We start from the raw sequence: 22,318 nt of genomic DNA on the forward strand, positions 1-22,318 counted from the left end.
TGAACTGAATATGAACACAAGTTTACAAATGAGCTTTTGGCAATTGGACACTAAATAAAACACCTTTAGGATGCGTTTTGTTGAGTACAGAAATAGTTCCATTGTGTAAGTGAACAATCTTTTCTGTAATTGCTAGACCTAAACCACTGGTTCCATTCTGTCGAGTTCGGTTTTTATCTACTTGGTAGAATCGTTCAAATAAGTGGTCTATATCAGAGTCAGGGATAGTAGGACCGCTATTAAAAATAGTTATTCTGAAATTTTCAGTGGTATCTTCGATTTTAATCTGGATTTCTCCGTATTCAGGCGTATAATTTAAAGCGTTGTTGATGAGGTTTTGCCAAATTTGGTATAAAAAATTTTCATTTCCATTAATAAAAGCTGGGATTAATTCGACCGATAAATAAATGTTTTTTTCTTGCCAGTTCCATTGAGTAAATTGAATATAATGCCGGATTTGAGCAGCAATATCAACTGATTTTTTTTGAACCAATTGATTCTCGTTGTCTAAATAGGACAGGGCTAATAATTGTTTGGTTAGATCAGACAAGCGCGCAGTCTCGCTTTCAATGATTGTCAAGTAATTAAAATTTTCTTCCAAGCTATGCTGATTGGTCTTTAAGATACTTGTATACCCTTGAATAGTCGTTAAAGGTGATTGAATTTCATGAGAGACGTTTGCGACAAATTCTTGTCGAGCTTTTTCAGATTTATTAATTTCAGTGGCCATTGTTGCAAAAGAATTTGTTAACTGACCAATTTCATCTTGCCTACTAGTCGAGTTAATTTCAGTGAATTGCCCACTAATTAGTTGTTTAGTTGATTCTGTTAATTTTTTGATGGGCTTAACTATAAAAGAACTGCTTAAAAAAATAAAACAAAATCCGATTAAAACGGTTAGCAATAAAAGTAGTGCAAAGTAAATGCGTAACTCACCAAATTGCTGAGTAGGGTCAGGTCGAATAAAAATAGCTTCTGTTGAATTAGCTGTTTTGATAGGTACTCCAATTGTATTTCTTAAGTCGTTATCAAAAAAGCCCGTGATTAAAATGTTTTGTGGAAAATTAGCAATTCCATGATAAATTTCTCCAGAACGAACTAAATCAATCGATTCTTGGGGTAAAGAGGTTTTTCTAAAAGAATCTCCATAAGCAGTTTCTTCTCCATTTTCTGAAACTTGATACACTTCATACCCTAATGAAGTAATATGAGTTAAGTACGAGGTTAAATCAAGTTCTGTATTCTTAGCGAAGTAATCCCGCATTTCTTCCGCTATTTTTGTCACTTTGCTGTCATTAATGGGTTTTAAATGAGTTTGATAGTACAGATTTGAAAGTAAGAAAGCCAGAAAAAAACTGCAAACTAATACTAAAAAAGTTGCACCTACAATTTTTTTATATAATGTTTTCATAGTTGCACCTCAAGTCGATAACCTAGTCCTCTAATTGTTGAAATTTTAACACCAGATTCTGGTGTTAAATGTTCTCTTAGGCGCTTAATATGAACGTCAACAGTTCGGTCATTACCTTCATAATCGAATCCCCAAATGGAGTCAATTAGTTGGTCACGAGTAAATGTTTTTTTTGGATAAGAAGCTAATTTATGCAGGACTTCAAATTCTTTTAATGGTAAGTAAAGTTCTTTTTTTCCTAATGTAACCAAGTAGTTTTGTGAATCGATTTTTAATTGCCCAATCTGAATGACTGTTTCATTTGGGGTTTGAGAACGTCGTAAGAGTGCGTTAACTCTGAAAAGCAATTCCTTTAATTCGAAAGGTTTCGTAATATAGTCATCAGTTCCCGCTTGGAATCCGGCTTCTTTGTCCACCATTTCACCTCTAGCAGTTAGTAAAATAACTGGAATAGAAGAATTTTCTCGAATCTGTTGGCAAACTTGATAGCCTGTTTTCCCTGGCATCATAACGTCAAGGATAGCTAAATCAATCTGATTTTTTGTGATTATTTCTAAAGCTTCGTCTCCATCACTAGCCGTCAATACGTTAAATCCCTCTGAAGTTAAAAAAAAGTGAACCATATTTTTGATAAGTTGATCGTCATCGGCAACTAAAATTGTCTTCATAAAATTCCATCCTTTTAAATTTAATCATCATAATGTCTATGATCCTTGTAACGTTTTAAATGAGTGATTTTTATTCTAAGTGATTAACTATAGTTTAAATCGATTAAAAAGTATGTCTTCTTAATACTAGTTTATCAGAAAAGGAAGATTTTTGTTTGAAGTCAGCAAGGTTATTCGCTGATAAGTAAATTAAAATCTTTAATCGATTATTTTAGCATAATTTTATTGAATAAAAAAGAGTGAATTAAAAAATAAAAGATAAATGTAACAATTAAGGATGAAAATATGTTATAATAGGATATTGAACGTTATGGTGATTTTGATTTTACGTTTTTAAGAACCAAAGAAATGAGGGGATTTGTGTGGGATTTAAAATAACCGATGAGATTCAGTCAGTTGTTGAGATTGAGCTTCGAAAAGGTGCTAGCAAGTCAAGAATTGCAACGCTTTTAGGTGTTAATTACGATGAGGCTTTAGTGATTATTGACGAAGTAAAAGAGTCATTTAGACCAGATGTAGGAGATGAAATTCGCTTTACATTTCGTGATGAAAAAATGGCTGGAGTGATTCAAAAACTGTTAACAAATAGTGCTGTAGTCGAAATTTTCTGGGAACAATCTTCATCTATTATGAAAGATGTTTGTGAAGATAAAACAATTGTCAATTTCAAAGATATCATTGAAGTCACTAATTTAAATGTCGTATCATAACAAGTTACTATCTTTATGCTTTTAATTGAATGGATACAGAATAATTCAAAAATCAACTCAGAAATTTCTTCTGAAGTTGATTTTTTTTATCTTAATCGGATTAAATACTTTGATGTTCAAAATATTTTTAAGTTTTATAAATCCAGATTTCATGGGGTTTTTAGAAGTTTTTTCACTAATTTTGTAAAAACTTACTTGACAGTTTAGCAAAAAAATAATATAGTTTGATGGTCAAACAATTTGAACTTCAAAGTAAGTTTGGAAAGAGTTGATAAATGAATCGAAAGGGAGGAGTTGGTGTTGCCAAACTCATTTGAAACGATTAACGATTATTTAGTCGATGTGTTTAATGAAATTCTGACAATTGAAGAAACAGCTTTGCAAAATAGTAGTTTTGAAGATGTTTCAATTAAAGAAATGCATACAGTTGAAGCAATCGGCATGTATCAGAGACGTACGACTTCAGAAGTCGCTAAGAAACTTCAAATTACTGTGGGTACATTAACTGTTGCAGTCAATAATTTAGTCCGAAAGGGCTATGTAGAAAGAATTCGAAGCGAAGATGATCGACGAGTTGTGAAATTAGGTTTAACCAAACGTGGTCGCTTATTATTTCGACTACACGATAAATTTCATAAGGAAATGGTAAAAGAAACAATTGAGGATATGCAACCTGAAGAGATTGATATTTTAATTAAAGGTTTGCGAAACTTACATGGTTTCTTAGATAAAACACAAAAAAAATTGAAAGAACAGGGCTGAACTCTATGGGAACAAAAATTGTTAGTACTGGGAGTTACGTTCCAAAAAAACAAGTTTCCAATGAAATGTTGGAAAGTTTTATGGAAACAAATGACGAATGGATTAAGACACGAACTGGGATTCATCATCGGCATTTAGCTGAAGGTGAGAACACTTCTGTTTTATGTGGCAAGGCTGCTAAAGCGATGTTAGATAAGGCGGATGTTGAAGCGTCTGAAATTGATTTGATTATTGTAGCAACCATGACACCCGATTATTTAAGCCCATCAACAGCTTGTTTAGTTCAAGAATACATCGGTGCAAATAAAGCGATGGCTTTTGATTTAAATGCAGCTTGTTCAGGTTTTGTGTATGCACTGTCGGTGGCTGAAAAAATGATGGCTAGTGGCAAATTTCATTATGCTTTAGTAATAGGCGGTGAAGTTATGTCAAAAGTTATTGATTGGACAGATCGAAGCACAGCGGTTCTTTTTGGAGATGGAGCAGGCGGGGTATTATTAGAAGCAAATTCTGAAAAAAATACTTTTATTGCCGAAGATCTTCATGCAGATGGCGGTCGTGCTTTATCTTTAACAGCAGGTTCGATGGCTGTCAATAATCCTTACCATAAAACAGAAGAAACAAACGGGTACTACTTGAAAATGGATGGGCGAGGTATTTTTGATTTTGCCATACGTAGTGTTCCAAAAAGTGTTCGTCAAGTTGTTGAAAATGCTGGATTAGAGTTGGAAGATATTGATTATATTCTTCCGCATCAAGCAAATTATCGGATTGTTGAAGCTATTGCTAAAAAGCTGAAGTTACCGATGACTAAGTTTAAAACAAATATGGCTGAATACGGCAATACTTCTGGAGCTAGTATCGGAATTTTATTAGACGAATTAGTCTCTAACAATGAATTAGTCTTAGGAAGTAATGAAAAAGTTATTTTAACTGGTTTTGGTGGGGGCCTAACATGGGGTTCCATTTTAATCGAGTTATAAAATAAATGCAGTGTTTTCGAACGCAGCAATCAAACAAAAATAAAACCAATAATGGAGGAAATAACAATGACATTCGAAAAAATTCAAGCAATTATCGTGGACCAATTAGACAAAGAGGAAGCTGAAGTACAATTAACTACTAATTTCCGTGAGGATTTAGAAGCAGATAGTTTAGATTTATTCCAAATCATTAACGATATTGAAGATGAATTTGATATTAAAATTGAAACTGAAGAAGGCTTAAATACAGTTCAAGATATTGTTAACTTTGTTGAAGCAGAATTAAAAAATAAATAAATCAAGAAGAAAGAGGGAACCTGCATGCAATCAAATATATGCGAAAAACTAGGGATTGACTATCCCATTATTCAAGGAGCGATGGCATGGGTAGCAAATGCTGAATTGGCAAGTGCTGTTTCAAATGCTGGCGGGTTAGGTATTATTGCCTCAGGACATGCTCCAGAAGAAGTTGTTCGCGATCAAATTAGGCAGGCAAAAGAAAAAACGAATCGTCCATTTGGTGTGAATATTATGCTTTTATCTCCACATGTAGATGCAGTTGTAAAAGCTGTTTGTGAAGAGGGTGTGAAGGTTGTTACAACTGGAGCAGGAAGCCCTGGGAAGTATATGAAGCTTTTTAAAGAACATGGCATTACAGTTATACCTGTAGTCGCTTCTGTTGCTTTAGCTAAACGAATGGAAAAAGATGGTGCAGATGCAATTATTATTGAAGGAATGGAAGCCGGAGGTCATATTGGCAAGTTAACGACGATGGTATTAGTTCCTCAAATTGTAGATGCTGTTTCGATTCCTGTGATTGCTGCAGGTGGTATAGGAGATGGGCGTGGTATGGCAGCAGCGTTTATGCTAGGAGCTTCAGCTGTACAACTAGGAACGCGTTTCTTAGTTGCTCATGAGTGTACCATCCATCAAAACTTTAAAGATGCCGTTTTAAAAGCTAGAGATATTGATACAACTGTTACTGGTCAAATTACAGGACATCCAGTTCGCACTATTCGCAATAAATTAACACGAATTTATGATCAAGCCGAAAAAGAAGAGACTAGTAAAGATAAACCTGATTTTGAGCGTTTAGAAGAACTTGGCAAAGGCACATTACGTTTGGCCGTTGTTGAAGGGGATATCAAAAATGGTTCAATGATGTCAGGTCAAATTGCTGGATTAGTTAGTAGAGAGCAGAGTTGTAGCGATATTATTTTAGAATTGATGACGGAATACCAAACTGTAATTAAAGAAAAAGCTCAGGCTTTGTAAGTAGTTCAGGGTGGCAATAGAATAGAAATAAAACGAGCCTTTTAAGGCTTGTTTTTATAAGGATTTAGTTTTAGGCGGCAATAGTTTGTTTCATTAAAGAATGAGTAGGAACTTAATTCTGTGGTCAAATCTATTGAGCTTTTAACTTTTAAAAAGGAGTTAATCCAATGAAGATTGCTTTTGTATACAGTGGGCAAGGTGCTCAATATCAAGGTATGGGTCAAGAATTTTATGAAGCGAATCAAACGGTACGAGAGTTGTTTGATGAGGCGACAGAAGTACTAGGCTTCGATATGGCTGCATTATGCTTTAATGAAAATGACAAATTAAATGAAACAACTTATACACAACCTGCTATATTAACAGTTAGTGTCGCGATTGATACCCTCTTAAAAGAGCATGGTATTGAGCCAGAAGTTGTTGCAGGTTTAAGTTTAGGTGAATATAGTGCTTTGGTAAAAGCAGGAGTTTTGGATTTTAAAGAAGCTCTTCTATTAGTTAAAAAACGTGGACAATTTATGACAGAGGCTGTTCCGTCTGGTGCAGGTGCAATGAGTGCCATTATGGGATTAGATCGTGAAACGGTTAAAGCTGCTTGTCTAGAGGCTAGTCAACTAGGTGTTGTGACACCAGCTAATTATAATATGCCTGGTCAAATTGTTATTGCTGGAATGAAAGCAGCAGTGGAACGTGCAGGTGAGATTCTAACAGAAAAGGGTGCTAAACGTGTTATTCCACTACAAGTAAGTGGTCCTTTTCATACAGCATTATTAGAACCTGCTGCTAAACAGTTAGAAAAAGCTCTTGAGAACGTATCCATTCATGAGCCAAAGCTTCCTATTATAAGTAATACTGAAGCAAAGGTGATTGGAAATCAAGCTGAGATAGCACCGTTATTGGTACGTCAAGTGATGTCTCCTGTTTTATGGGAGGATAGCGTTCGAACAATGATTGATGATCTTGGGGTAACAACATTTATAGAGGTCGGACCAGGTAAAGCATTAAGTAGCTTTATTAAAAAAATTGATCGATCAGTGACCGTATTAAATGTTGAAAACCAAAAATCTCTTGAAAAAACCTTAGAAAAATTAAAAGCTGAGTAAATTTAAACAAGAATAAAATACAATTAAAGGAATGAGCAAATGACTTTAAAGGGGAAAACAGTGATTGTTACTGGTAGTTCGCGGGGGATTGGAAAAGCTATTGCTATCGAATTTGCTAAAGAAGGAGCCAATATTGTTTTAAATGGTCGCAAGCCGATTTCAGAAGAGTTAATTGCTGAAATTGAAGGGTTTGACGTGAAATGTCATACAATTCTTGGTGATGTAAGCAATTTTGATATGGCAAAACAGTTAATAGATGAAACGAAAGAGGTCTTTGGGAGTGTAGATGTCTTGGTCAACAATGCTGGGATTACCAATGATAAATTACTCATGCGCATGTCAGAAGAAGACTTTGATGCAACACTTAATATAAATTTAAAAGGAACATTTAATACGATTCGTCATGCAACAGGAATTATGTTAAAACAGCGTAGTGGATCGATTATTAATCTATCAAGTATTGTCGGTCAGATTGGAAATGTTGGACAAGCTAATTATGCAGCAAGTAAAGCGGGCGTAATTGGATTAACTAAATCGGCAGCTCGTGAATTAGCAGCCCGTGGTATTACCGTAAATGCGATTGCACCAGGGTTTATTGAAACGGATATGACAGATGAATTAAGTGATAAAAATAAAGATTTAATGAAGCAACAAATTCCATTAAGTCGTTTTGGTCAAGTTGAAGATGTTGCAAAAGCAGCGGTCTTTTTAAGTCAAAATAGCTATATTACAGGCCAAGTTATCAATGTTGATGGCGGCATGGTAATGAATGGATAATGAGAGGAGTTTATAAAATGAATCGAGTAGTTATTACAGGTATGGGTGCTGTTACACCAGTAGGAAATACAGTTGAGACTTATTGGGATAGCTTAAAAAATGGTAAGAGCGGAATCGCAGAAATTAAACGATTTGATGCTTCAGAAACAGGAATTACTCTTGCAGCTGAATTGAAAGATTTTGATGCAACTTTATATATGCCAAGAAAAGAAACGAAAAGAACAGATTTGTTTTCTCAATATGGGATTGCAGCAGCTGTTCAAGCAATGGATGATAGTCAATTAGATACAGAAAAAATAGATGTAGATCGCTTTGGCGTGATTGTTAGTTCTGGAATTGGTGGAATGAATACAATTCAAGAACAAGTCATTAAAATGCATGAAAAAGGTCCAAAGCGCGTTGCACCATTCTTTGTTCCAATGGTTATTGGAAATATGGCAGCAGGAAATATTGCGATTCGAGTAGGAGCAAAAGGATTATGTACTTCGATTGTAACAGCATGTGCATCTGGAACAAACTCTATTGGCGAAGCTTTTCGTTCAATTAAACATGGTTACTCAGATGTAATCTTAGCAGGTGGAACAGAAGCAACTATTTGTGAAATCGGCATTGCTGGTTTTGGAGCGTTGACTGCCTTAAGCAAATCAACAGACCCCGCACGTGGTTCAGTTCCGTTTGATAAAGAACGTAATGGATTTGTTATGGGTGAAGGTGCCGGCGTTTTAGTTTTAGAAGAACTGCAACATGCTTTAGACCGTGGCGCTAAAATTTATGGCGAGGTTGTTGGCTATGGCTCTACATGTGATGCTGGTCATATGACGGCTCCGTCTATTGATGGTAGTGGAGCAGGAAAAGCGATGATTCAAGCCATGAAAGAAGCGGGTATTTCTGCAAGTGATGTAGATTATATTAATGCTCATGGAACAAGCACCCCTGCAAATGATAGTGCTGAAACAACAGCTATCAAATATGCAATGGGCGAAGAAATTGCTAAACAAGTGCCAATTTCTAGTACGAAGAGTATGGTTGGTCATTTGCTTGGCGCAGCTGGTGCTATTGAAGGGATTGCTTGTGTTAAAGCTTTACAAGATGGATTTTTACCACCAACTATTGGCTATCAAGTAGTTGATGAAGCCTGTGATTTAGATTACATTCCAAATGTAGGTCGTGCAGCAACAGAAGCTAAATATGCTTTAAGTAACTCATTAGGTTTTGGCGGACATAACGCCGTTGTCTGCTTTAAAAAATGGGAGGACGCGTAATGAATATTGCTGAAGTTAAAGAATTACTAACCATCGTAAATGACTCTAAATTGACAGAGTTTGATTTACAAATGGATAATGTTGTGTTGCATATGAGTAAAAACACACATCAAGCACCTAAAGAAATGGCGGCACCACAAGCTCAAACCCAACAAGCGACAGCAGTATCAGCAGTTCCGCAAACTGCAACTGAGGTACAAGTTGAAGAAGTCGTGAAAACTACGGTAAGTGAAGAAGGAAATTTAATTAAAGCTCCGATAGTTGGAGTCGTTTATTTAGCGGCTTCCCCTGATAAGCCTAACTTTAAAAAAGTTGGTGATACAGTAGAAGTAGGCGAAACTTTATGTATCGTTGAGGCAATGAAATTAATGAATGAAATTACTAGCGATGTCGCTGGGACAGTTACTGAAGTTTTAATTGAAAATGAAGAAGTTGTAGAATATAACCAACCACTATTTAGAATCGTCTAAAAGTGAATTATTAGGAGGAAATGAAATGAGCGTTTTAACAGCACAAGAAGTAATGGAGTTAATCCCAAATAGATACCCAATCTTTTTTATTGATTATGTAGATGAATTAATCCCTGGGGAGCATGTTGTAGCCACTAAAAATGTAACAATTAATGAAGACTTTTTCCAAGGGCATTTTCCTGGGAACCCAACAATGCCAGGTGTTTTAATTTTAGAAAGTTTAGCGCAAGCAGGATCTATTCCATTATTAAAATTAGACAAATTCCAAGGACAAACAGCTTACTTAGGTGGAATGAACAAAGTTAAATTCCGTAAAAAAGTTGTTCCTGGTGATGTTTTGAAATTACATGTAGACATCATTAAATTAAAAGATTACGCTGGAATTGGTAAAGCTGTTGCTTATGTTGATGGGAAAAAGGTTTGTGAAGCTGAATTAACCTTCATCATTGGTAGATAAGCCTATGTTTACAAAAATATTAGTAGCAAATCGTGGTGAGATTGCAGTTCGAATTATCCGAGCATGTAAAGAACTTGGAATTCGAACTGTCGCGGTTTACTCAGAAGCAGATAAAGATGCCCTTCATATGCAATTGGCAGATGAAGCCATCTGTATTGGACCAGCTAAAGCTACTGATTCTTATTTAAATATGCAGAGCATTTTAAGTGCTGCTGTTGTTACTAAAGCCCAGGCGATTCATCCTGGGTTTGGCTTTTTATCTGAGAACAGTGTTTTTGCAACTATGTGTGGGGAATGTAATATTACCTTTATTGGGCCAGATGCAGAAACTATTGATATGATGGGGAATAAGGCGAATGCCAGAGCATTAATGATTGAAGCAGATGTTCCAGTTATTCCTGGTAGTGATGGGTTTGTTACAAGTGTGGAAATGGCGGTTGAAATAGCTGATCAACTCGGTTATCCAGTTATGTTAAAAGCAGCTGCTGGTGGTGGTGGAAAAGGGATTCGTAAAGTGATGAAGCCTGAAGAATTAGAAGCCGCCTATTTGAGTGCTAGTAGTGAAGCTGGAGCTGCATTTGGCGATGACCGCATGTATATGGAACGAATTATCCAACATGCTAGACATATTGAAGTTCAAATTTTAGCGGATAACTATGGTCATGTGATACACTTGGGAGAACGTGATTGTTCTTTACAACGAAATAATCAGAAAATTATTGAAGAATCCCCTTCAGTTGCTATAAGTGATAAAGAACGACAAATTCTTGGAGAAACAGCTGTGCGAGCAGCGAAACATGTGGGCTATAAAAATGCTGGGACCATTGAATTTTTAGTGGATCAAAACGGTTTTTATTTTATGGAGATGAATACGCGTATTCAAGTCGAGCATCCTGTAACTGAGATGGCGACAGGGATTGATATTGTCAAAGAGCAACTGTTAATTGCCAGTGGGAAAAAAATGACGTTAGAGCAATCTGATATTCATTTAACTGGCCATACAATTGAATGTCGTATTAATGCCGAAAATCCAGCTTTCCATTTTGCTCCGTCACCAGGTAGAATTGATTATTTATTACTACCAAGTGGTGGATTAGGTTTACGTGTGGACAGTGCAATGTTTGCAGGTTATGAAATTCCGCCTTATTACGATGCTATGATTGCAAAGATTATCACTAAAGGTGAAAATCGTAGTGAAGCTATTGCAAAAATGAAGCGTGCGTTAAGTGAATTAGTTATTGATGGTATTGTAACCAATCAATTTTTCCAAGAAGATTTGTTACAAGACGAGCGTTTTGTAAACGGTGAGTACGATACAAACTTTTTACAAGACACCTATCTGCCTGAGTGGACATTAAAAAATAGCTAATCCACGTTTAAAAGATGTTAAAGAGGTGATAAAGTGAGACTTTTTAAAAAGCGGGAATATATTCCGATTGATCCAAATCGACAAAGAATTCAAGCTGAGGAAAAAAATGACCCTAAAGTTCCAGATGGTATGTGGGAAAAATGTCCTAGTTGTAAAAAAGCCATCTATACGAAAGATTTAGGGGAAGAGCGAATTTGTCCAAGTTGTGGTTATTGTTTCAGAATTGGAGCATTAGAACGGATTCAATTAACTGTTGATGAAGGTAGCTTCGAGGAATGGGATCGAGGGATTGAAAATAAAAATTTAATGGATTTTCCTGGATATCCTGAAAAAATAGCTAGTTTGCAACAAAAAACAGGTTTAGATGAAGCTGTTGTGACAGGTAAGGCATTGATTGATGGACAACCTTTAGTTATTGGCGTAATGGATGCTAGCTTTATTATGGGAAGCATGGGGACTGTTGTTGGTGAAAAAATCACTCGAGCTTTTGAAAAAGCAACAAAAGAAAAATTACCTGTCTTGATTTTTACAGCATCTGGCGGCGCTCGAATGCAAGAAGGCATCTTATCCTTGATGCAAATGGCCAAAATTAGTGGAGCTGTTGCTAAACATAGTGCTGCTGGACTGTTGTATGTTGTTGTCCTAACAGATCCAACAACTGGTGGAGTATCGGCTAGTTTTGCGATGCAAGGAGATATTATTTTAGCTGAACCGCAAGCTTTAATTGGTTTTGCTGGTCGCCGAGTTATTGAGCAAACAATTAATGAAGCTTTGCCAGATGATTTTCAAAAAGCAGAATCATTGCTAGAACATGGCTTCGTTGATAAAATAGTTCCTCGTCCAGAATTAAGAAACACATTAAGCTTATTGTTACGTTTACATTAAAGAGACTGCAACAAAGAAGGTGAAAAGGTTGAAGAATGCGAGTGAAATTGTCGCCTTGTCGCGTAAAACGACACGGTTAACGGCATTAGAGTATATGAACTTTCTTTTTAAGGATTTTATTGAGTTTCATGGAGATCGTTCTTATCGTGATGATAAAGCTGTTGTTGGTGGTATTGCGACTTTAAATGCACAACCAGTAACGGTTATAGGAATTCAAAAAGGCCATACTTTAGAAGAAAACATGTTGCGTAATTTCGGTTCCCCTCATCCAGAAGGCTATCGTAAAGCATTACGTTTAATGAAACAAGCTGAAAAATTTAATCGTCCTATTGTGACGTTTATTAATACTGCTGGGGCGTATTGTGGAGTTGAGGCAGAAGAAAGAGGACAGGGTGAAGCGATTGCTCGTAACTTGATGGAAATGAGTCAATTAAAAGTTCCGATTATCTCGATTATCATTGGTGAAGGCGGAAGTGGGGGAGCTTTGGCTTTGGCTTTAGGAAATCAAGTATGGATGATGGAACATACGATGTATGCCATTTTATCCCCAGAAGGTTTCTCTTCAATTTTATGGAAAGATGCTTCACGCTCTAAAGAAGCAGCAGAACTTATGAAATTGACAGCGAGTGACTTACTAGGGTTAGATGTTATTGATTTATTGATTCCTGAGACCAAAGAAGGTGTTTTGTTAGCTCAAGAGACAATTGCTAAGGAAATGCAGTTGCAGCTGATAGAGGCGCTAGAAACCTTAAATAAACTTACTCCAGAAGAGTTAATTGAAGATCGTTACAATCGTTTTAGAAAATATTAAAGAAATAATCAAAAAGCGAAATCAGAAAGAGTTTTCTTTCTGATTTCGCTTTTTTTGTTTAAGAAACCTATTAAATTTGAGATGATCCAGTTTTTTAATCACGATCACGAAGAACATAAGATGGTATTTTTACCGTTGAGGATTGATATAAATATTTGTCATCATTTGTTTCTATTAATATTGAAAAGTGGTTTTCGTTAAGTAATAAATCCCCAATCTTCTCACGTGTGTAGATTCGACCTAATGGAATATCTGCTGGTAAAGGGACTTGAATAGTTTTTAATTCATAAAAACCGTTCACAATTGTTTCAACAAAAATTAAGTCTGAAATAGTTTGTAGCTCTATTTGATCCTCTTTAGAAAGATCTCTTACATATCCTTGATTCAACAGCAATTTCCTCCTTGTTATAGCCTTGAAATAGGTCATAACGTTTTAGACTCACTATTAATTGTACCATTATTTATTTAAAAAAAATAGAAAAGTCGATAGAAAAAAGTGTTAAATAGTTAACAAAGTTCGTAAATTTGTCAAAATTTAATAGTATCTTTTTTCTTTTTGGCGGCATCGGCAAGTTGTTTAGCTTCGCAACCGCTACTGCAGGCACTGCAAGTACCCTGTTTTGAATTCTTGAAAAGTTGGATTAGCTGATAAAATGTCCAACCAAAAATTAAAATTCCTAAGCTAATTGTAACTAATAGTGAAAAAATTGACATATAGATTCCTCCTATTTCCGAAGAGTTGGTCCAAAAGGGCTAGACGAATAAAAAATTTTATTTGATTTATTCAGACGAGAATTTCTATTTTTTCTGAGTTTAGTCAAAGGATTTAGCTGAATAAAAGTCCAATTTGGTAGACTAAAAATGAAAAAAGATAAGCAATCCCTAAACTTGAAAAAGCAGAATATACTGCCCATTTATATGAGCCAGTTTCTGCTTTTATGGCGCCTAAAACAGCAAAGCAAGGAATGTAAAGTAAGACAAAAACTAAGAAACTATAGGCAGCTAGTGGAGTGAAAACAGAGGATAACTCACTAATTAATGCTGTTTCACCACTCACATGAAAAAGAATAATCATTGTCGAGCCTACAACTTCCTTTGCTAAAACACCAGCCATAATAGCACTAATTGCTTGCCAACTAGCAAAGCCTAGAGGAGCAAAAAATGGAACTAATGAATGTCCTATGACAGCCATAAAACTAGTGTCAATAGAAGGAGCGATGCCAGTAGGTCCCGTGTAACTTAACAGCCAAATAATGACTGTCCCACAAAAAATAACTGTTCCTGCTTTTTTGACAAAACCTTTGCCTTTGTCCCAAGTACTATGCCATAGGACATTTAATTTTGGAAGGTTATACTCTGGTAAATCAACAATGAAAACAGAAGAATCCTTTGTTTTAAAAATAAGTGAATAAACTTTCGCAAGAAGAATAGCAACAAAAATTCCAAGTAAGTATAAGGATAAGACAATTAAAGCTCTATGTTCATCAAAAAATGCCGCGATAAACAAACTGTAAACAGGCAGACGAGCTGAGCAACTCATAAAGGGTGAAATTAAAGTTGTGATTAGCCGTTCATTATTTTGCTCGATAGTCCTAGCAGCCATGATTCCAGGAACGTTACATCCAAAACCAATTAATAAAGGAATAAAAGCTTTGCCATTTAAGCCCACACTTTCCATTAAACGATCCATTACAAGCGCTGCTCGTGACATATAACCAGAGTCTTCTAAAAACGAAATGCAAGCAAAGAGGACAAAAATTTGTGGAATAAAGACTAAAACGCCACCAACTCCAGCAATTAATCCATCAACAATTAAAGAATGAATAAAAGGGGCAACTCCTAAATAAGTTAGGATTCCATCTATCCCTTCTGAAATGGGACCACTTAAAAGTGTATCTAAGAAATCGGAGAGAGGACCGCCAACCCAATCAAAGGTCAACTTGAACATAAAAAAGAAAATAGTTAAGAACAATGGAATCCCTAAAAATGGGTGAGTTGTTATTTTGTCAATTCTTTGTGTTAGTTTTGTGATTTTTTGATTGGCTTCTTTCGTAATTGCTTTATTCAAAGTTTCTTCAATAAATAGTAGTTTGACAGAATAAATAGCATCCTCAGCATCTTTGTATGCTGTTTTCTCTGAAGCTTTCTGCTTTAAGTTGTCTAACAAAGTAAAGTTATTTGCGTGGATAAATTCGTCAATCATTTTATTTCCAGCAAAAAACTGAATCATAAACCACCTAGAAATTTCAGGGTTAAACTGATAGTGTTGACTTAAAATATCTTGTCCATTTTTGATTAATCCCTCTATAACTGGTCCATAATCAAGAAAAAAAGAGTTGTTTTTTAATGGTTGGTTTTCATGTTCTAACAGCTCTTGACGTACTTCAGGTAATCCTTGATTTGTTCTCGCATCGGATGCCAAAACTTTTGTTTGTAAGGCGTGTTCGAGTAGTTTAAGGTCTAACTCTACCCCTTGCTTTTTGACAATATCCATCATATTTAGAATGAGGGTTACAGGTTTTCCATATTCCAATAGTTCGATAGTGAGCAAAAGGTTTCGTTTTAATTGAGCTGCGTTAGCAATATTGAGTATTTCTGAAAAAGATTCTTTGAGTAAAAAAGAAGTGGCGACAGATTCATCTTTAGTTAAGGGGTTTAATGAATAAACTCCTGGCAAATCGACAATTTTTATCTTGGAGTTTTGAATTTTTCCGATTTTCTTTTCAACAGTAACCCCATTCCAGTTCCCTACATAAGCATAAGAATCGGTTAGATGGTTAAATACTGTTGTTTTACCAGTATTTGGATTTCCTAAAAGAGCAATTTTCATAAGACTAAATCTCCAAAAATGAAGTCCAGTGTGTGTTTGCGGATTCCTACGCGTTGACCATCACTTTCAATCATACATGGACCGCCAAAAGGATAGCGACGCTTAATTTCAACAATTGATCCTTCAGTTATCCCGACATCTTTTAATCTGCGTCTCGTTAATTGGTCAAGCTGTGATAAATCTTTGATGGTTAGTAATTCATGTAAGTTAATTTTACTAAATGAAGTCATTTTAGTCCTCCTCTGATTAATATGTATTCTTTTTTATCTAATTGATAGTGATTCTCATTCTTGTTTAGTTCATCATATCACAAAGAAGAGTCGAACTAAACTATTTTTTTAAAAATAAAAGAAATACACAAAAATGCTGATTTTTGTGAAGATAATCTGCTATGATAGTAGTAGATTAAGTGAGCATCAAAATTATAGATTGGTTGTGACATTAATATGGGAGAAAAAATTATTTTTCCTAAGAATTATGAACAGTATGTAAAAAAGGCGGTCGCCGCTTTCCAGTTAGGTCGGATGGAGGAGTCTCTTCCATACTTTAAAGAAGCGTATCAATTAAAGCAGGAAGAAAAAATAAATACTTTTTATGCAACGGCTCTATACCAAGTGGGGCGTTATCAAGAAGCTAAAGAAGTGGTAGAGGATCAATTGGCTTTCTATGAAAAGGAAAATCAATTATACGCATTTTATGTCTCTATTTTAATTCGTTCTCACTATTTTTTACAGGCGGAGGCGATTATTAAAAAGCAGTTGATGCGTAAAGGGAACGATTCTGAAAAAATCACGTGGCAAAGTCTATTGGGCTTTTCTAAAGAAGAGCAAAAAAACAAACAAGTTAGTCAAGAAAAAAAGATAGCAGATATAGGAAAACGTGTCCTATCAATGATGGATAAGTCTTATCAAGAACAATCAGATTTAATGAAGGAAATGGACACAATCCCATTTCAATCTTACTTGAAATTAGCGAAACTATTACTACAAAATCCTTTCGTTAGTGGATTAATCAAAGCAACGATTATTGAACGGCTTGTTAATGAGCAACTAGATGAAGCGATTGAAATTACCTGGTTCGACCAAGAGCGCATTATTAGACCCAAAGAATTGACCTCAATTGAGGAGAATGCCACAGTTAGACAGGTACAGCAATTGCTAGAAGAAAAGATTGGCTTAAATGATCCAACTTTATTTGCTAGCGTTAGTCAAGAGGCACAACTGCATTTTATATTCTTATATCCTTTCATTGAAGAAGTAATTACCTCTCCAGAAACTTGGGTTGAGCTTTATCGTCAGCAATATGAATTAGATTACATTGGGCAAACAGAAAAATTGCCCCATTTTGATGATTTAAAGCTTTGGCAAAATCGTTTAAATGAGTTGATTTTAGAATTAATGAGCTAATTAAGCGAATAATAGGAATAAGTCTTAAAAATAAAAAGCTTTTATTAGTGCTTTATATAGAAAAGACAACAAAAACTTGAAACTTTTTTAATGTATTGTTGTCTTTGTATTTACAAAGTTTTCACGATAGTGTACTATTAGTGAGTGTGCAATTGCAATTAAGATTGCGAAAAATCAGTGTGTCGGAGGGAATATTAATGACTGCAAAATGGGAAAAGAAAGGCACTAATGATGGTGTCTTAAAATTTGAAATTAAAGAAGAAAAAATTAAAGAAGGTTTAGAAAAAGCTTTTAACAAAGTGAAAAAAAACCTTAATGTACCAGGATTCCGTAAAGGGAAAGTTTCACGTCAAGTGTTTAACAAAATGTATGGTGAAGAATCTTTATTTGAAGATGCACTAAACATTCTTTTACCAGAAGCTTATACAATTGCTTTGGAAGAATCTGGAATTGATCCAGTTGACCAACCAAAAATTGATGTTGAAAGCATGGAAAAAGGCCAACCTTGGATTATTACTGCAGAAGTAACTGTAAAACCAGAAGTTAAATTAGGTGAATACAAAAACTTAACAGTTGAAAAACAAGATCGCGAAGTAACAGATGAAGATGTTGCTGCAAAAATTAAAGAAAAACAAGAAGCACAAGCTGAATTAGTTTTAAAAGAAGATGCAATTGTTAATGGCGATACTGCTGTCATTGATTTCGAAGGATTCAAAGACGGTGTTGCATTTGAAGGCGGTAAAGGCGAAAATACTTCTTTAGAAATTGGATCTAATTCATTTATTCCAGGATTTGAAGAGCAATTAATTGGAGCTAAGGCTGGCGATACAGTTGAAGTGAAAGTTACTTTCCCAGAAGAATATCATTCTGAAGATTTAAAAGGCGCAGATGCTGTCTTTAACGTAACAATCCATGAAGTTAAAGCTAAAGAATTACCAGAATTAGATGATGAATTTGCTAAAGATGTTGATGAAGAAGTTGAAACATTGGCAGAATTAGAAGCTAAAATTAAAGCTGAGCTAGTTGAAGCTAAAACAGCAGCAGCTGAGGAAGCTGTTCAAGAAGCTGCTATTCGTCAAGCTGTTGATAATGCTGAAATCGTTGAATTGCCACATGTAATGGTACATGATGAAGTTCATCGTCAAATGGATCAATTCTTAAATGACATGCAACGTCAAGGTGTTTCTCCAGAAATGTATTATCAATTAACAAACACAACTGAAGAAGACTTGCATAAACAAATGGAAGAAGATGCTGATATCCGTACTCGTACGAATCTAGTTCTTGAAGCAATTGTTGCTGCTGAAGGCTTTGATCCATCTGAAGAAGAAGTTGAAAAAGAAATTAAAGAACTTGCTGAACAATACAACATGGAAGAAAAAGCTGTTCGTGCTGCTTTAAGTGTTGATATGTTAAAACATGACATTTCAATGAAAAAAGCAATCGACGCTATTACTGAAACAGCAGTTGAAAAATAAGAAGTAAATTTTGTATCCTATCACTAAAAATTTAAAGTGATAGGATACTTTTTAATTAGTAAAAAAATATTTTTTAAGCATCATAGGACTATTTGTCTTTGTACAAATAGCTTAGGTTGCTTTGTTTAGTTAAAAGAGTATACTTAAGGTAGGTTCAATGAGGCAATGTATCCTATTTTTAAGCGCTTTTTTTTATTTGGTCTATTTTTACAGAGTATCAAATTTTATGTCTCATCAGTCATTTTAGTAACAAAAAAGATAACTAATATTATTTTTTTAGATTGATTAATTTATATATTGAAGCATTAATTAAATTTGAACAGGAGGCAATTTATTGAGTACACAAGCTAAGGGAGATAAAAAAACAATGAAAAAAGCCACTGATAAATTTATTTTAAAGCACAAATTAAAAGCAATGGTTCATATTGATGAAGTAACAAAAGAGTTAGCCTTACCCAATCATTTAACTGTTGAAGAAATCGACACATTGATTCAACGGATTGAGGATGCTGGGGTAAGTGTTGTTGGTGATGATGGTGGTCCGACTGAGCGTCAATTATTGGTTCCAGCAATTGAAAAAATAGAAATAAAAAAAGCTGATTTAGCTCCACCAGCGGGTGTACCCATGGACGACCCTGTTCGCATGTATTTAAAAGAGATTGGTCAGGTTGATCTATTAACAGGTGCTGAGGAAGTGACTTTGGCAGAGCAAGTTTTAGAAGGGAATCAAGATGCTAGAAATCATTTAGCAGAAGCCAATTTAAGACTAGTTGTAAGTATTGCCAAACGTTATATGGGTCGAGGCATGCAATTCTTAGATTTAATTCAAGAGGGAAACTTAGGTCTAATGAAAGCTGTTGAAAAATTTGATCATACTAAAGGCTTTAAATTTTCAACGTATGCGACTTGGTGGATTCGCCAATCTATTACACGTTCTATTGCGGATCAGGCGAGAACAATCCGTATTCCGGTTCATATGATTGAGACAATCAATAAGCTTGTTCGAATTCAACGACAATTAATCCAAGACTTAGGTCGTGAAGCGACTCCTGAAGAATTAGGTGCTGAAATGGATTTATCAACGGAACGTATTCGAGAAATATTAAAAATTTCTCAAGAACCAGTTTCGTTAGAAACGCCAATTGGAGAAGAAGATGATTCTCAACTAGGTGATTTTATTGAAGATCACGGAGCAGCTGATCCAGAAGAACAAGCTTCTTATGAGCTTTTAAAGCTACAAATAGAAGATGCATTGGATACACTAACAGATAGGGAAGAAAATGTCTTACGCCTTCGATTTGGACTAGACGATGGTCGTATTCGGACGTTGGAAGAAGTGGGTAAGGTTTTTGGCGTAACGAGAGAACGAATTCGACAAATTGAAGCAAAAGCTTTGCGTAAATTACGTCATCCAAGTCGTTCTAAGCAATTAAAAGATTATTTATAAAGAAGTAACGTAAATTAAATTTAAAAGTGATTCCTTGGTGCTTTTGATTGAGAACTCTATTTTTTGCTCATTAAGGGCATAAGAATAGGGTTTTTGCACGTATAAAAAATGCATTCTAGTAGGAATGAAATAAAAATGTTTTAAATTTAGAGAACTTTATGCTAAGATAGTATGGATGTAGAGAATCCCTTGTATGTTGAGGGATAAATCTGATACTATTAAAGTGGTATGAATGAGAATAGAGGTGGATGAAGCAATGTTTAATGATGAAGAAACAAAGGGCCCGGTTAATTGTTCTTTTTGTGGCAAATCACAAGATCAAGTTAAAAAAATTGTTGCTGGACCTGGCGTGTTTATTTGTAATGAGTGTATTGAATTATGTAAGGAAATTATTGATGAAGAATTCAATGAAGCTGGCTATGGTGAGTTCTTAGATGTGCCTAAACCGCAAGAAATTAGAAGTATATTAAATGACTACGTTATCGGTCAAGATCAAGCGAAGAAAGCTTTATCTGTTGCTGTATACAATCATTATAAACGTGTGAATCAATTAAATGGTCAAGAAGATGAAGTTGAATTACAAAAAAGTAATATTTCATTAATCGGACCTACTGGTTCAGGAAAGACATTCTTGGCTCAAAGTCTAGCTAGAATTTTAAACGTTCCATTTGCAATAGCAGATGCAACAAGTTTAACAGAAGCAGGCTATGTGGGAGAAGATGTAGAAAATATTCTTTTAAAATTAATGCAAGCAGCTGACTATGATGTAGAAAAAGCTGAAAAAGGGATTATTTATATTGATGAAATTGATAAAATTGCTCGTAAAAGTGAAAATGTATCAATTACCCGTGATGTAAGTGGTGAAGGTGTTCAACAAGCATTATTGAAAATTCTTGAAGGTACAGTTGCAAACGTTCCGCCTCAAGGAGGGCGTAAGCATCCGCATCAAGAGTTTGTCCAATTAGATACAAGTAATATTCTATTTATTGTCGGTGGAGCTTTCGATGGCATTGAAGAGATTGTTAAAAATCGAATGGGCGAAAAAGTAATTGGTTTTGGTACCAACACGAAAAAAATTGATGAGAGTCAAAGTCTAATGCAACAAATTATTCCAGAAGATTTATTGAAATTTGGTTTAATACCAGAGTTTATTGGACGCTTGCCTGTTATGGCAGCTTTAGAAAAGCTAACAGAAGAGGATTTAGTCCATATCTTAACTGAGCCAAAAAATTCATTAGTGAAGCAATATAAAAAATTGTTTGACTTAGATGATGTTGAATTGGTTTTTGAAGATCAGGCTTTACGAGAAATTGCTAAAAAAGCGATTGAACGAAATACTGGTGCTCGTGGATTGCGTTCCATTATAGAAAGTATTATGTTAGAAATTATGTTCGATTTACCAAGTCGTCCTGAAATTACCAAATGCGTGATTACTGAAGATACGGTTATTGGTTCTGGAAAGCCTGAACTATATGATACTGAAGGTTCAGCAGTTGTATAAATTAAAAGAGTTAAAGGTAACCTATACCTTAAAAAAATCAGTTGATAAAGTTCAAAGAAAGCCTTATATTGTTGACTTTCAATTGATTAAAATAAAAAAATAAAAAAACTTCAATTACTCATTTTGGGTAATTGAAGTTTTTTTTTGTTGCTTATCGAACAAATGTTCGTTACAATGGAAATAGAAATAAAGAGATAACCTCTAATCTCAATATGATGAAGTGGTGATAAAATGGGAGAAGTTTATGTAAAGCAACAAAGTAAAAAATTGGTTGATGAGCGTTTAAGAAATATCCCCAAACTAACGGCAATGGTTAAGCTCTCTGAACGAGTAATTGCTGAACCGGCGTTAAAAAAGCGTTTGGAAGAAGCTAAGCTTGAGCTAGAGACAATTAAGGCAACGATATCTTCGTTGCCAGATGAACTGCAAAAAGATATTTTAACCAAGCGTTACATTGTTCAAAACAAGTATGAAACAGACATTCAAGTTTACATGGAGTTGAATATGAGTGAATCTTATTACTATCGCTTAAAAAAAGATGCATTTGAATTATTAAGTTTTTTATGGGGGTTTTAAACCTAAAAGTGTTACTTAGTTTAATGGGAAAATTGATTAAATAAAAAAGAGTTATTTTGATTTTACTTTCAGAATAGCTCTTTTTTGCTGTTTAATAAATAGAATTAGAATTTTAGATAGGGAATCACAAGTTATTT

At 34.9% G+C, this 22,318-nt stretch carries 24 protein-coding genes; 18 read left to right on the top strand and 6 right to left on the bottom strand.

The features are described 5' to 3' along the window. Positions 1 to 22: 22 nt before the first annotated feature. Positions 23 to 1,411 (bottom strand): HAMP domain-containing sensor histidine kinase, encoded by a 1,389-nt coding sequence (locus MHI00_RS07000; RefSeq protein WP_332630698.1) that lies wholly within the window; start codon positions 1,409 to 1,411, stop codon positions 23 to 25. Next, positions 1,408 to 2,079 carry a response regulator transcription factor gene (locus tag MHI00_RS07005; RefSeq protein WP_010053345.1) on the bottom strand — a complete coding sequence of 224 codons (672 nt, stop codon included), beginning with the start codon at positions 2,077 to 2,079 and terminating at the stop codon, positions 1,408 to 1,410. Before MHI00_RS07005 ends, MHI00_RS07000 begins: the two co-directional genes overlap by 4 nt. Before the next feature lie 362 nt (positions 2,080 to 2,441). On the opposite strand from MHI00_RS07005, the gene MHI00_RS07010 reads away from it, so the two are divergent. The 13 genes from MHI00_RS07010 (at position 2,442) to MHI00_RS07070 (ending at position 12,943) form a co-directional block, all read left to right on the top strand. Beyond that, positions 2,442 to 2,789: a DUF2187 domain-containing protein gene (locus tag MHI00_RS07010; RefSeq protein WP_010053346.1), complete on the top strand. Its 348-nt coding sequence runs from the start codon at positions 2,442 to 2,444 to the stop codon at positions 2,787 to 2,789. A gap of 300 nt (positions 2,790 to 3,089) precedes the next feature. Next, positions 3,090 to 3,551, top strand: a complete 462-nt coding sequence (fabT, locus tag MHI00_RS07015) for a fatty acid biosynthesis transcriptional regulator FabT (protein ID WP_010053347.1) — start codon at positions 3,090 to 3,092, stop codon at positions 3,549 to 3,551. 5 nt (positions 3,552 to 3,556) lie between these two features. Further along, the gene (locus MHI00_RS07020) at positions 3,557 to 4,534 is read left to right on the top strand and encodes a beta-ketoacyl-ACP synthase III (protein ID WP_010053349.1); all 978 of its coding nucleotides are present in this window, start codon (positions 3,557 to 3,559) and stop codon (positions 4,532 to 4,534) included. 66 nt (positions 4,535 to 4,600) lie between these two features. After that, the gene (locus MHI00_RS07025) at positions 4,601 to 4,831 is read left to right on the top strand and encodes an acyl carrier protein (protein ID WP_010053351.1); all 231 of its coding nucleotides are present in this window, start codon (positions 4,601 to 4,603) and stop codon (positions 4,829 to 4,831) included. A gap of 24 nt (positions 4,832 to 4,855) precedes the next feature. After that, a complete protein-coding gene (fabK, locus tag MHI00_RS07030) occupies positions 4,856 to 5,809 on the top strand; it encodes an enoyl-[acyl-carrier-protein] reductase FabK (RefSeq protein ID WP_010053353.1) in 954 nt (317 codons plus the stop codon). 167 nt (positions 5,810 to 5,976) lie between these two features. Then, a complete protein-coding gene (fabD, locus tag MHI00_RS07035; protein ID WP_010053355.1) occupies positions 5,977 to 6,912 on the top strand; it encodes an ACP S-malonyltransferase in 936 nt (311 codons plus the stop codon). A gap of 39 nt (positions 6,913 to 6,951) precedes the next feature. Continuing rightward, complete coding sequence (gene fabG, locus MHI00_RS07040) at positions 6,952 to 7,689, top strand: 3-oxoacyl-[acyl-carrier-protein] reductase (RefSeq protein WP_010053356.1); 738 nt, start codon at positions 6,952 to 6,954, stop codon at positions 7,687 to 7,689. A 17-nt stretch (positions 7,690 to 7,706) separates the two neighbouring features. Further along, the gene (gene fabF, locus MHI00_RS07045; protein ID WP_010053357.1) at positions 7,707 to 8,951 is read left to right on the top strand and encodes a beta-ketoacyl-ACP synthase II; all 1,245 of its coding nucleotides are present in this window, start codon (positions 7,707 to 7,709) and stop codon (positions 8,949 to 8,951) included. Continuing rightward, positions 8,951 to 9,421 (top strand): acetyl-CoA carboxylase biotin carboxyl carrier protein, encoded by a 471-nt coding sequence (accB, locus tag MHI00_RS07050; RefSeq protein WP_056999499.1) that lies wholly within the window; start codon positions 8,951 to 8,953, stop codon positions 9,419 to 9,421. Before fabF ends, accB begins: the two co-directional genes overlap by 1 nt. A gap of 25 nt (positions 9,422 to 9,446) precedes the next feature. Further along, the gene (fabZ, locus tag MHI00_RS07055; protein WP_010053359.1) at positions 9,447 to 9,878 is read left to right on the top strand and encodes a 3-hydroxyacyl-ACP dehydratase FabZ; all 432 of its coding nucleotides are present in this window, start codon (positions 9,447 to 9,449) and stop codon (positions 9,876 to 9,878) included. Between the two features lie 4 nt (positions 9,879 to 9,882). Then, entirely contained in the window at positions 9,883 to 11,247 is a 1,365-nt protein-coding gene (locus MHI00_RS07060; protein WP_010053362.1) for an acetyl-CoA carboxylase biotin carboxylase subunit, read from the top strand. 33 nt (positions 11,248 to 11,280) lie between these two features. After that, entirely contained in the window at positions 11,281 to 12,132 is an 852-nt protein-coding gene (gene accD, locus MHI00_RS07065; protein ID WP_010053364.1) for an acetyl-CoA carboxylase, carboxyltransferase subunit beta, read from the top strand. A 28-nt stretch (positions 12,133 to 12,160) separates the two neighbouring features. Continuing rightward, the gene (locus tag MHI00_RS07070; protein ID WP_010053366.1) at positions 12,161 to 12,943 is read left to right on the top strand and encodes an acetyl-CoA carboxylase carboxyl transferase subunit alpha; all 783 of its coding nucleotides are present in this window, start codon (positions 12,161 to 12,163) and stop codon (positions 12,941 to 12,943) included. A gap of 94 nt (positions 12,944 to 13,037) precedes the next feature. Here the strand turns inward: MHI00_RS07070 and MHI00_RS07075 are convergent, their stop codons facing one another. The 4 genes from MHI00_RS07075 to MHI00_RS07090 form a co-directional block, all read right to left on the bottom strand. Continuing rightward, the gene (locus tag MHI00_RS07075) at positions 13,038 to 13,331 is read right to left on the bottom strand and encodes a hypothetical protein (protein ID WP_010053604.1); all 294 of its coding nucleotides are present in this window, start codon (positions 13,329 to 13,331) and stop codon (positions 13,038 to 13,040) included. Positions 13,332 to 13,471: 140 nt separating this feature from the next. Continuing rightward, entirely contained in the window at positions 13,472 to 13,657 is a 186-nt protein-coding gene (locus MHI00_RS07080) for a FeoB-associated Cys-rich membrane protein (RefSeq protein ID WP_010053605.1), read from the bottom strand. Between the two features lie 112 nt (positions 13,658 to 13,769). After that, on the bottom strand, positions 13,770 to 15,773 hold the full coding sequence (gene feoB / locus MHI00_RS07085; RefSeq protein ID WP_015076639.1) for a ferrous iron transport protein B: 2,004 nt from the start codon (positions 15,771 to 15,773) through the stop codon (positions 13,770 to 13,772). Next, positions 15,770 to 16,003, bottom strand: a complete 234-nt coding sequence (locus MHI00_RS07090) for a FeoA family protein (protein ID WP_010053608.1) — start codon at positions 16,001 to 16,003, stop codon at positions 15,770 to 15,772. Before MHI00_RS07090 ends, feoB begins: the two co-directional genes overlap by 4 nt. Before the next feature lie 216 nt (positions 16,004 to 16,219). Here MHI00_RS07090 and MHI00_RS07095 point away from each other — a divergent pair, with 216 nt between their 5' ends. From MHI00_RS07095 to MHI00_RS07115, 5 genes are all read left to right on the top strand, one after another. Further along, on the top strand, positions 16,220 to 17,179 hold the full coding sequence (locus tag MHI00_RS07095) for a tetratricopeptide repeat protein (protein WP_056999496.1): 960 nt from the start codon (positions 16,220 to 16,222) through the stop codon (positions 17,177 to 17,179). Between the two features lie 197 nt (positions 17,180 to 17,376). Next, complete coding sequence (gene tig / locus MHI00_RS07100; protein ID WP_010053613.1) at positions 17,377 to 18,657, top strand: trigger factor; 1,281 nt, start codon at positions 17,377 to 17,379, stop codon at positions 18,655 to 18,657. Between the two features lie 334 nt (positions 18,658 to 18,991). After that, positions 18,992 to 20,104, top strand: a complete 1,113-nt coding sequence (gene rpoD, locus MHI00_RS07105; protein WP_010053614.1) for an RNA polymerase sigma factor RpoD — start codon at positions 18,992 to 18,994, stop codon at positions 20,102 to 20,104. Positions 20,105 to 20,360: 256 nt separating this feature from the next. Then, complete coding sequence (gene clpX, locus MHI00_RS07110; protein WP_010053615.1) at positions 20,361 to 21,605, top strand: ATP-dependent protease ATP-binding subunit ClpX; 1,245 nt, start codon at positions 20,361 to 20,363, stop codon at positions 21,603 to 21,605. A 231-nt stretch (positions 21,606 to 21,836) separates the two neighbouring features. Then, complete coding sequence (locus MHI00_RS07115; RefSeq protein ID WP_015076634.1) at positions 21,837 to 22,181, top strand: DUF1492 domain-containing protein; 345 nt, start codon at positions 21,837 to 21,839, stop codon at positions 22,179 to 22,181. Positions 22,182 to 22,318: the final 137 nt, after the last annotated feature.

The sequence above is a fragment of the Carnobacterium sp. FSL E2-0243 genome (genome assembly GCF_038003605.1).
GTDB lineage: Bacteria > Bacillota > Bacilli > Lactobacillales > Carnobacteriaceae > Carnobacterium > Carnobacterium maltaromaticum.

Excerpts from the sequence above, each read along its gene's own strand:
- MHI00_RS07000 (WP_332630698.1), bottom strand. The coding sequence starts at position 1,411 with ATGAAAACATTATATAAAAAAATTGTAGGTGCAACTTTTTTAGTATTA.
- MHI00_RS07005 (WP_010053345.1), bottom strand. The coding sequence starts at position 2,079 with ATGAAGACAATTTTAGTTGCCGATGACGATCAACTTATCAAAAATATG.
- MHI00_RS07020 (WP_010053349.1), top strand. The coding sequence starts at position 3,557 with ATGGGAACAAAAATTGTTAGTACTGGGAGTTACGTTCCAAAAAAACAA.
- MHI00_RS07025 (WP_010053351.1), top strand. The coding sequence starts at position 4,601 with ATGACATTCGAAAAAATTCAAGCAATTATCGTGGACCAATTAGACAAA.
- fabK (WP_010053353.1), top strand. The coding sequence starts at position 4,856 with ATGCAATCAAATATATGCGAAAAACTAGGGATTGACTATCCCATTATT.
- fabD (WP_010053355.1), top strand. The coding sequence starts at position 5,977 with ATGAAGATTGCTTTTGTATACAGTGGGCAAGGTGCTCAATATCAAGGT.
- fabG (WP_010053356.1), top strand. The coding sequence starts at position 6,952 with ATGACTTTAAAGGGGAAAACAGTGATTGTTACTGGTAGTTCGCGGGGG.
- fabF (WP_010053357.1), top strand. The coding sequence starts at position 7,707 with ATGAATCGAGTAGTTATTACAGGTATGGGTGCTGTTACACCAGTAGGA.
- accB (WP_056999499.1), top strand. The coding sequence starts at position 8,951 with ATGAATATTGCTGAAGTTAAAGAATTACTAACCATCGTAAATGACTCT.
- fabZ (WP_010053359.1), top strand. The coding sequence starts at position 9,447 with ATGAGCGTTTTAACAGCACAAGAAGTAATGGAGTTAATCCCAAATAGA.
- MHI00_RS07060 (WP_010053362.1), top strand. The coding sequence starts at position 9,883 with ATGTTTACAAAAATATTAGTAGCAAATCGTGGTGAGATTGCAGTTCGA.
- MHI00_RS07080 (WP_010053605.1), bottom strand. The coding sequence starts at position 13,657 with ATGTCAATTTTTTCACTATTAGTTACAATTAGCTTAGGAATTTTAATT.
- feoB (WP_015076639.1), bottom strand. The coding sequence starts at position 15,773 with ATGAAAATTGCTCTTTTAGGAAATCCAAATACTGGTAAAACAACAGTA.
- MHI00_RS07090 (WP_010053608.1), bottom strand. The coding sequence starts at position 16,003 with ATGACTTCATTTAGTAAAATTAACTTACATGAATTACTAACCATCAAA.
- MHI00_RS07095 (WP_056999496.1), top strand. The coding sequence starts at position 16,220 with ATGGGAGAAAAAATTATTTTTCCTAAGAATTATGAACAGTATGTAAAA.
- tig (WP_010053613.1), top strand. The coding sequence starts at position 17,377 with ATGACTGCAAAATGGGAAAAGAAAGGCACTAATGATGGTGTCTTAAAA.
- clpX (WP_010053615.1), top strand. The coding sequence starts at position 20,361 with ATGTTTAATGATGAAGAAACAAAGGGCCCGGTTAATTGTTCTTTTTGT.
- MHI00_RS07115 (WP_015076634.1), top strand. The coding sequence starts at position 21,837 with ATGGGAGAAGTTTATGTAAAGCAACAAAGTAAAAAATTGGTTGATGAG.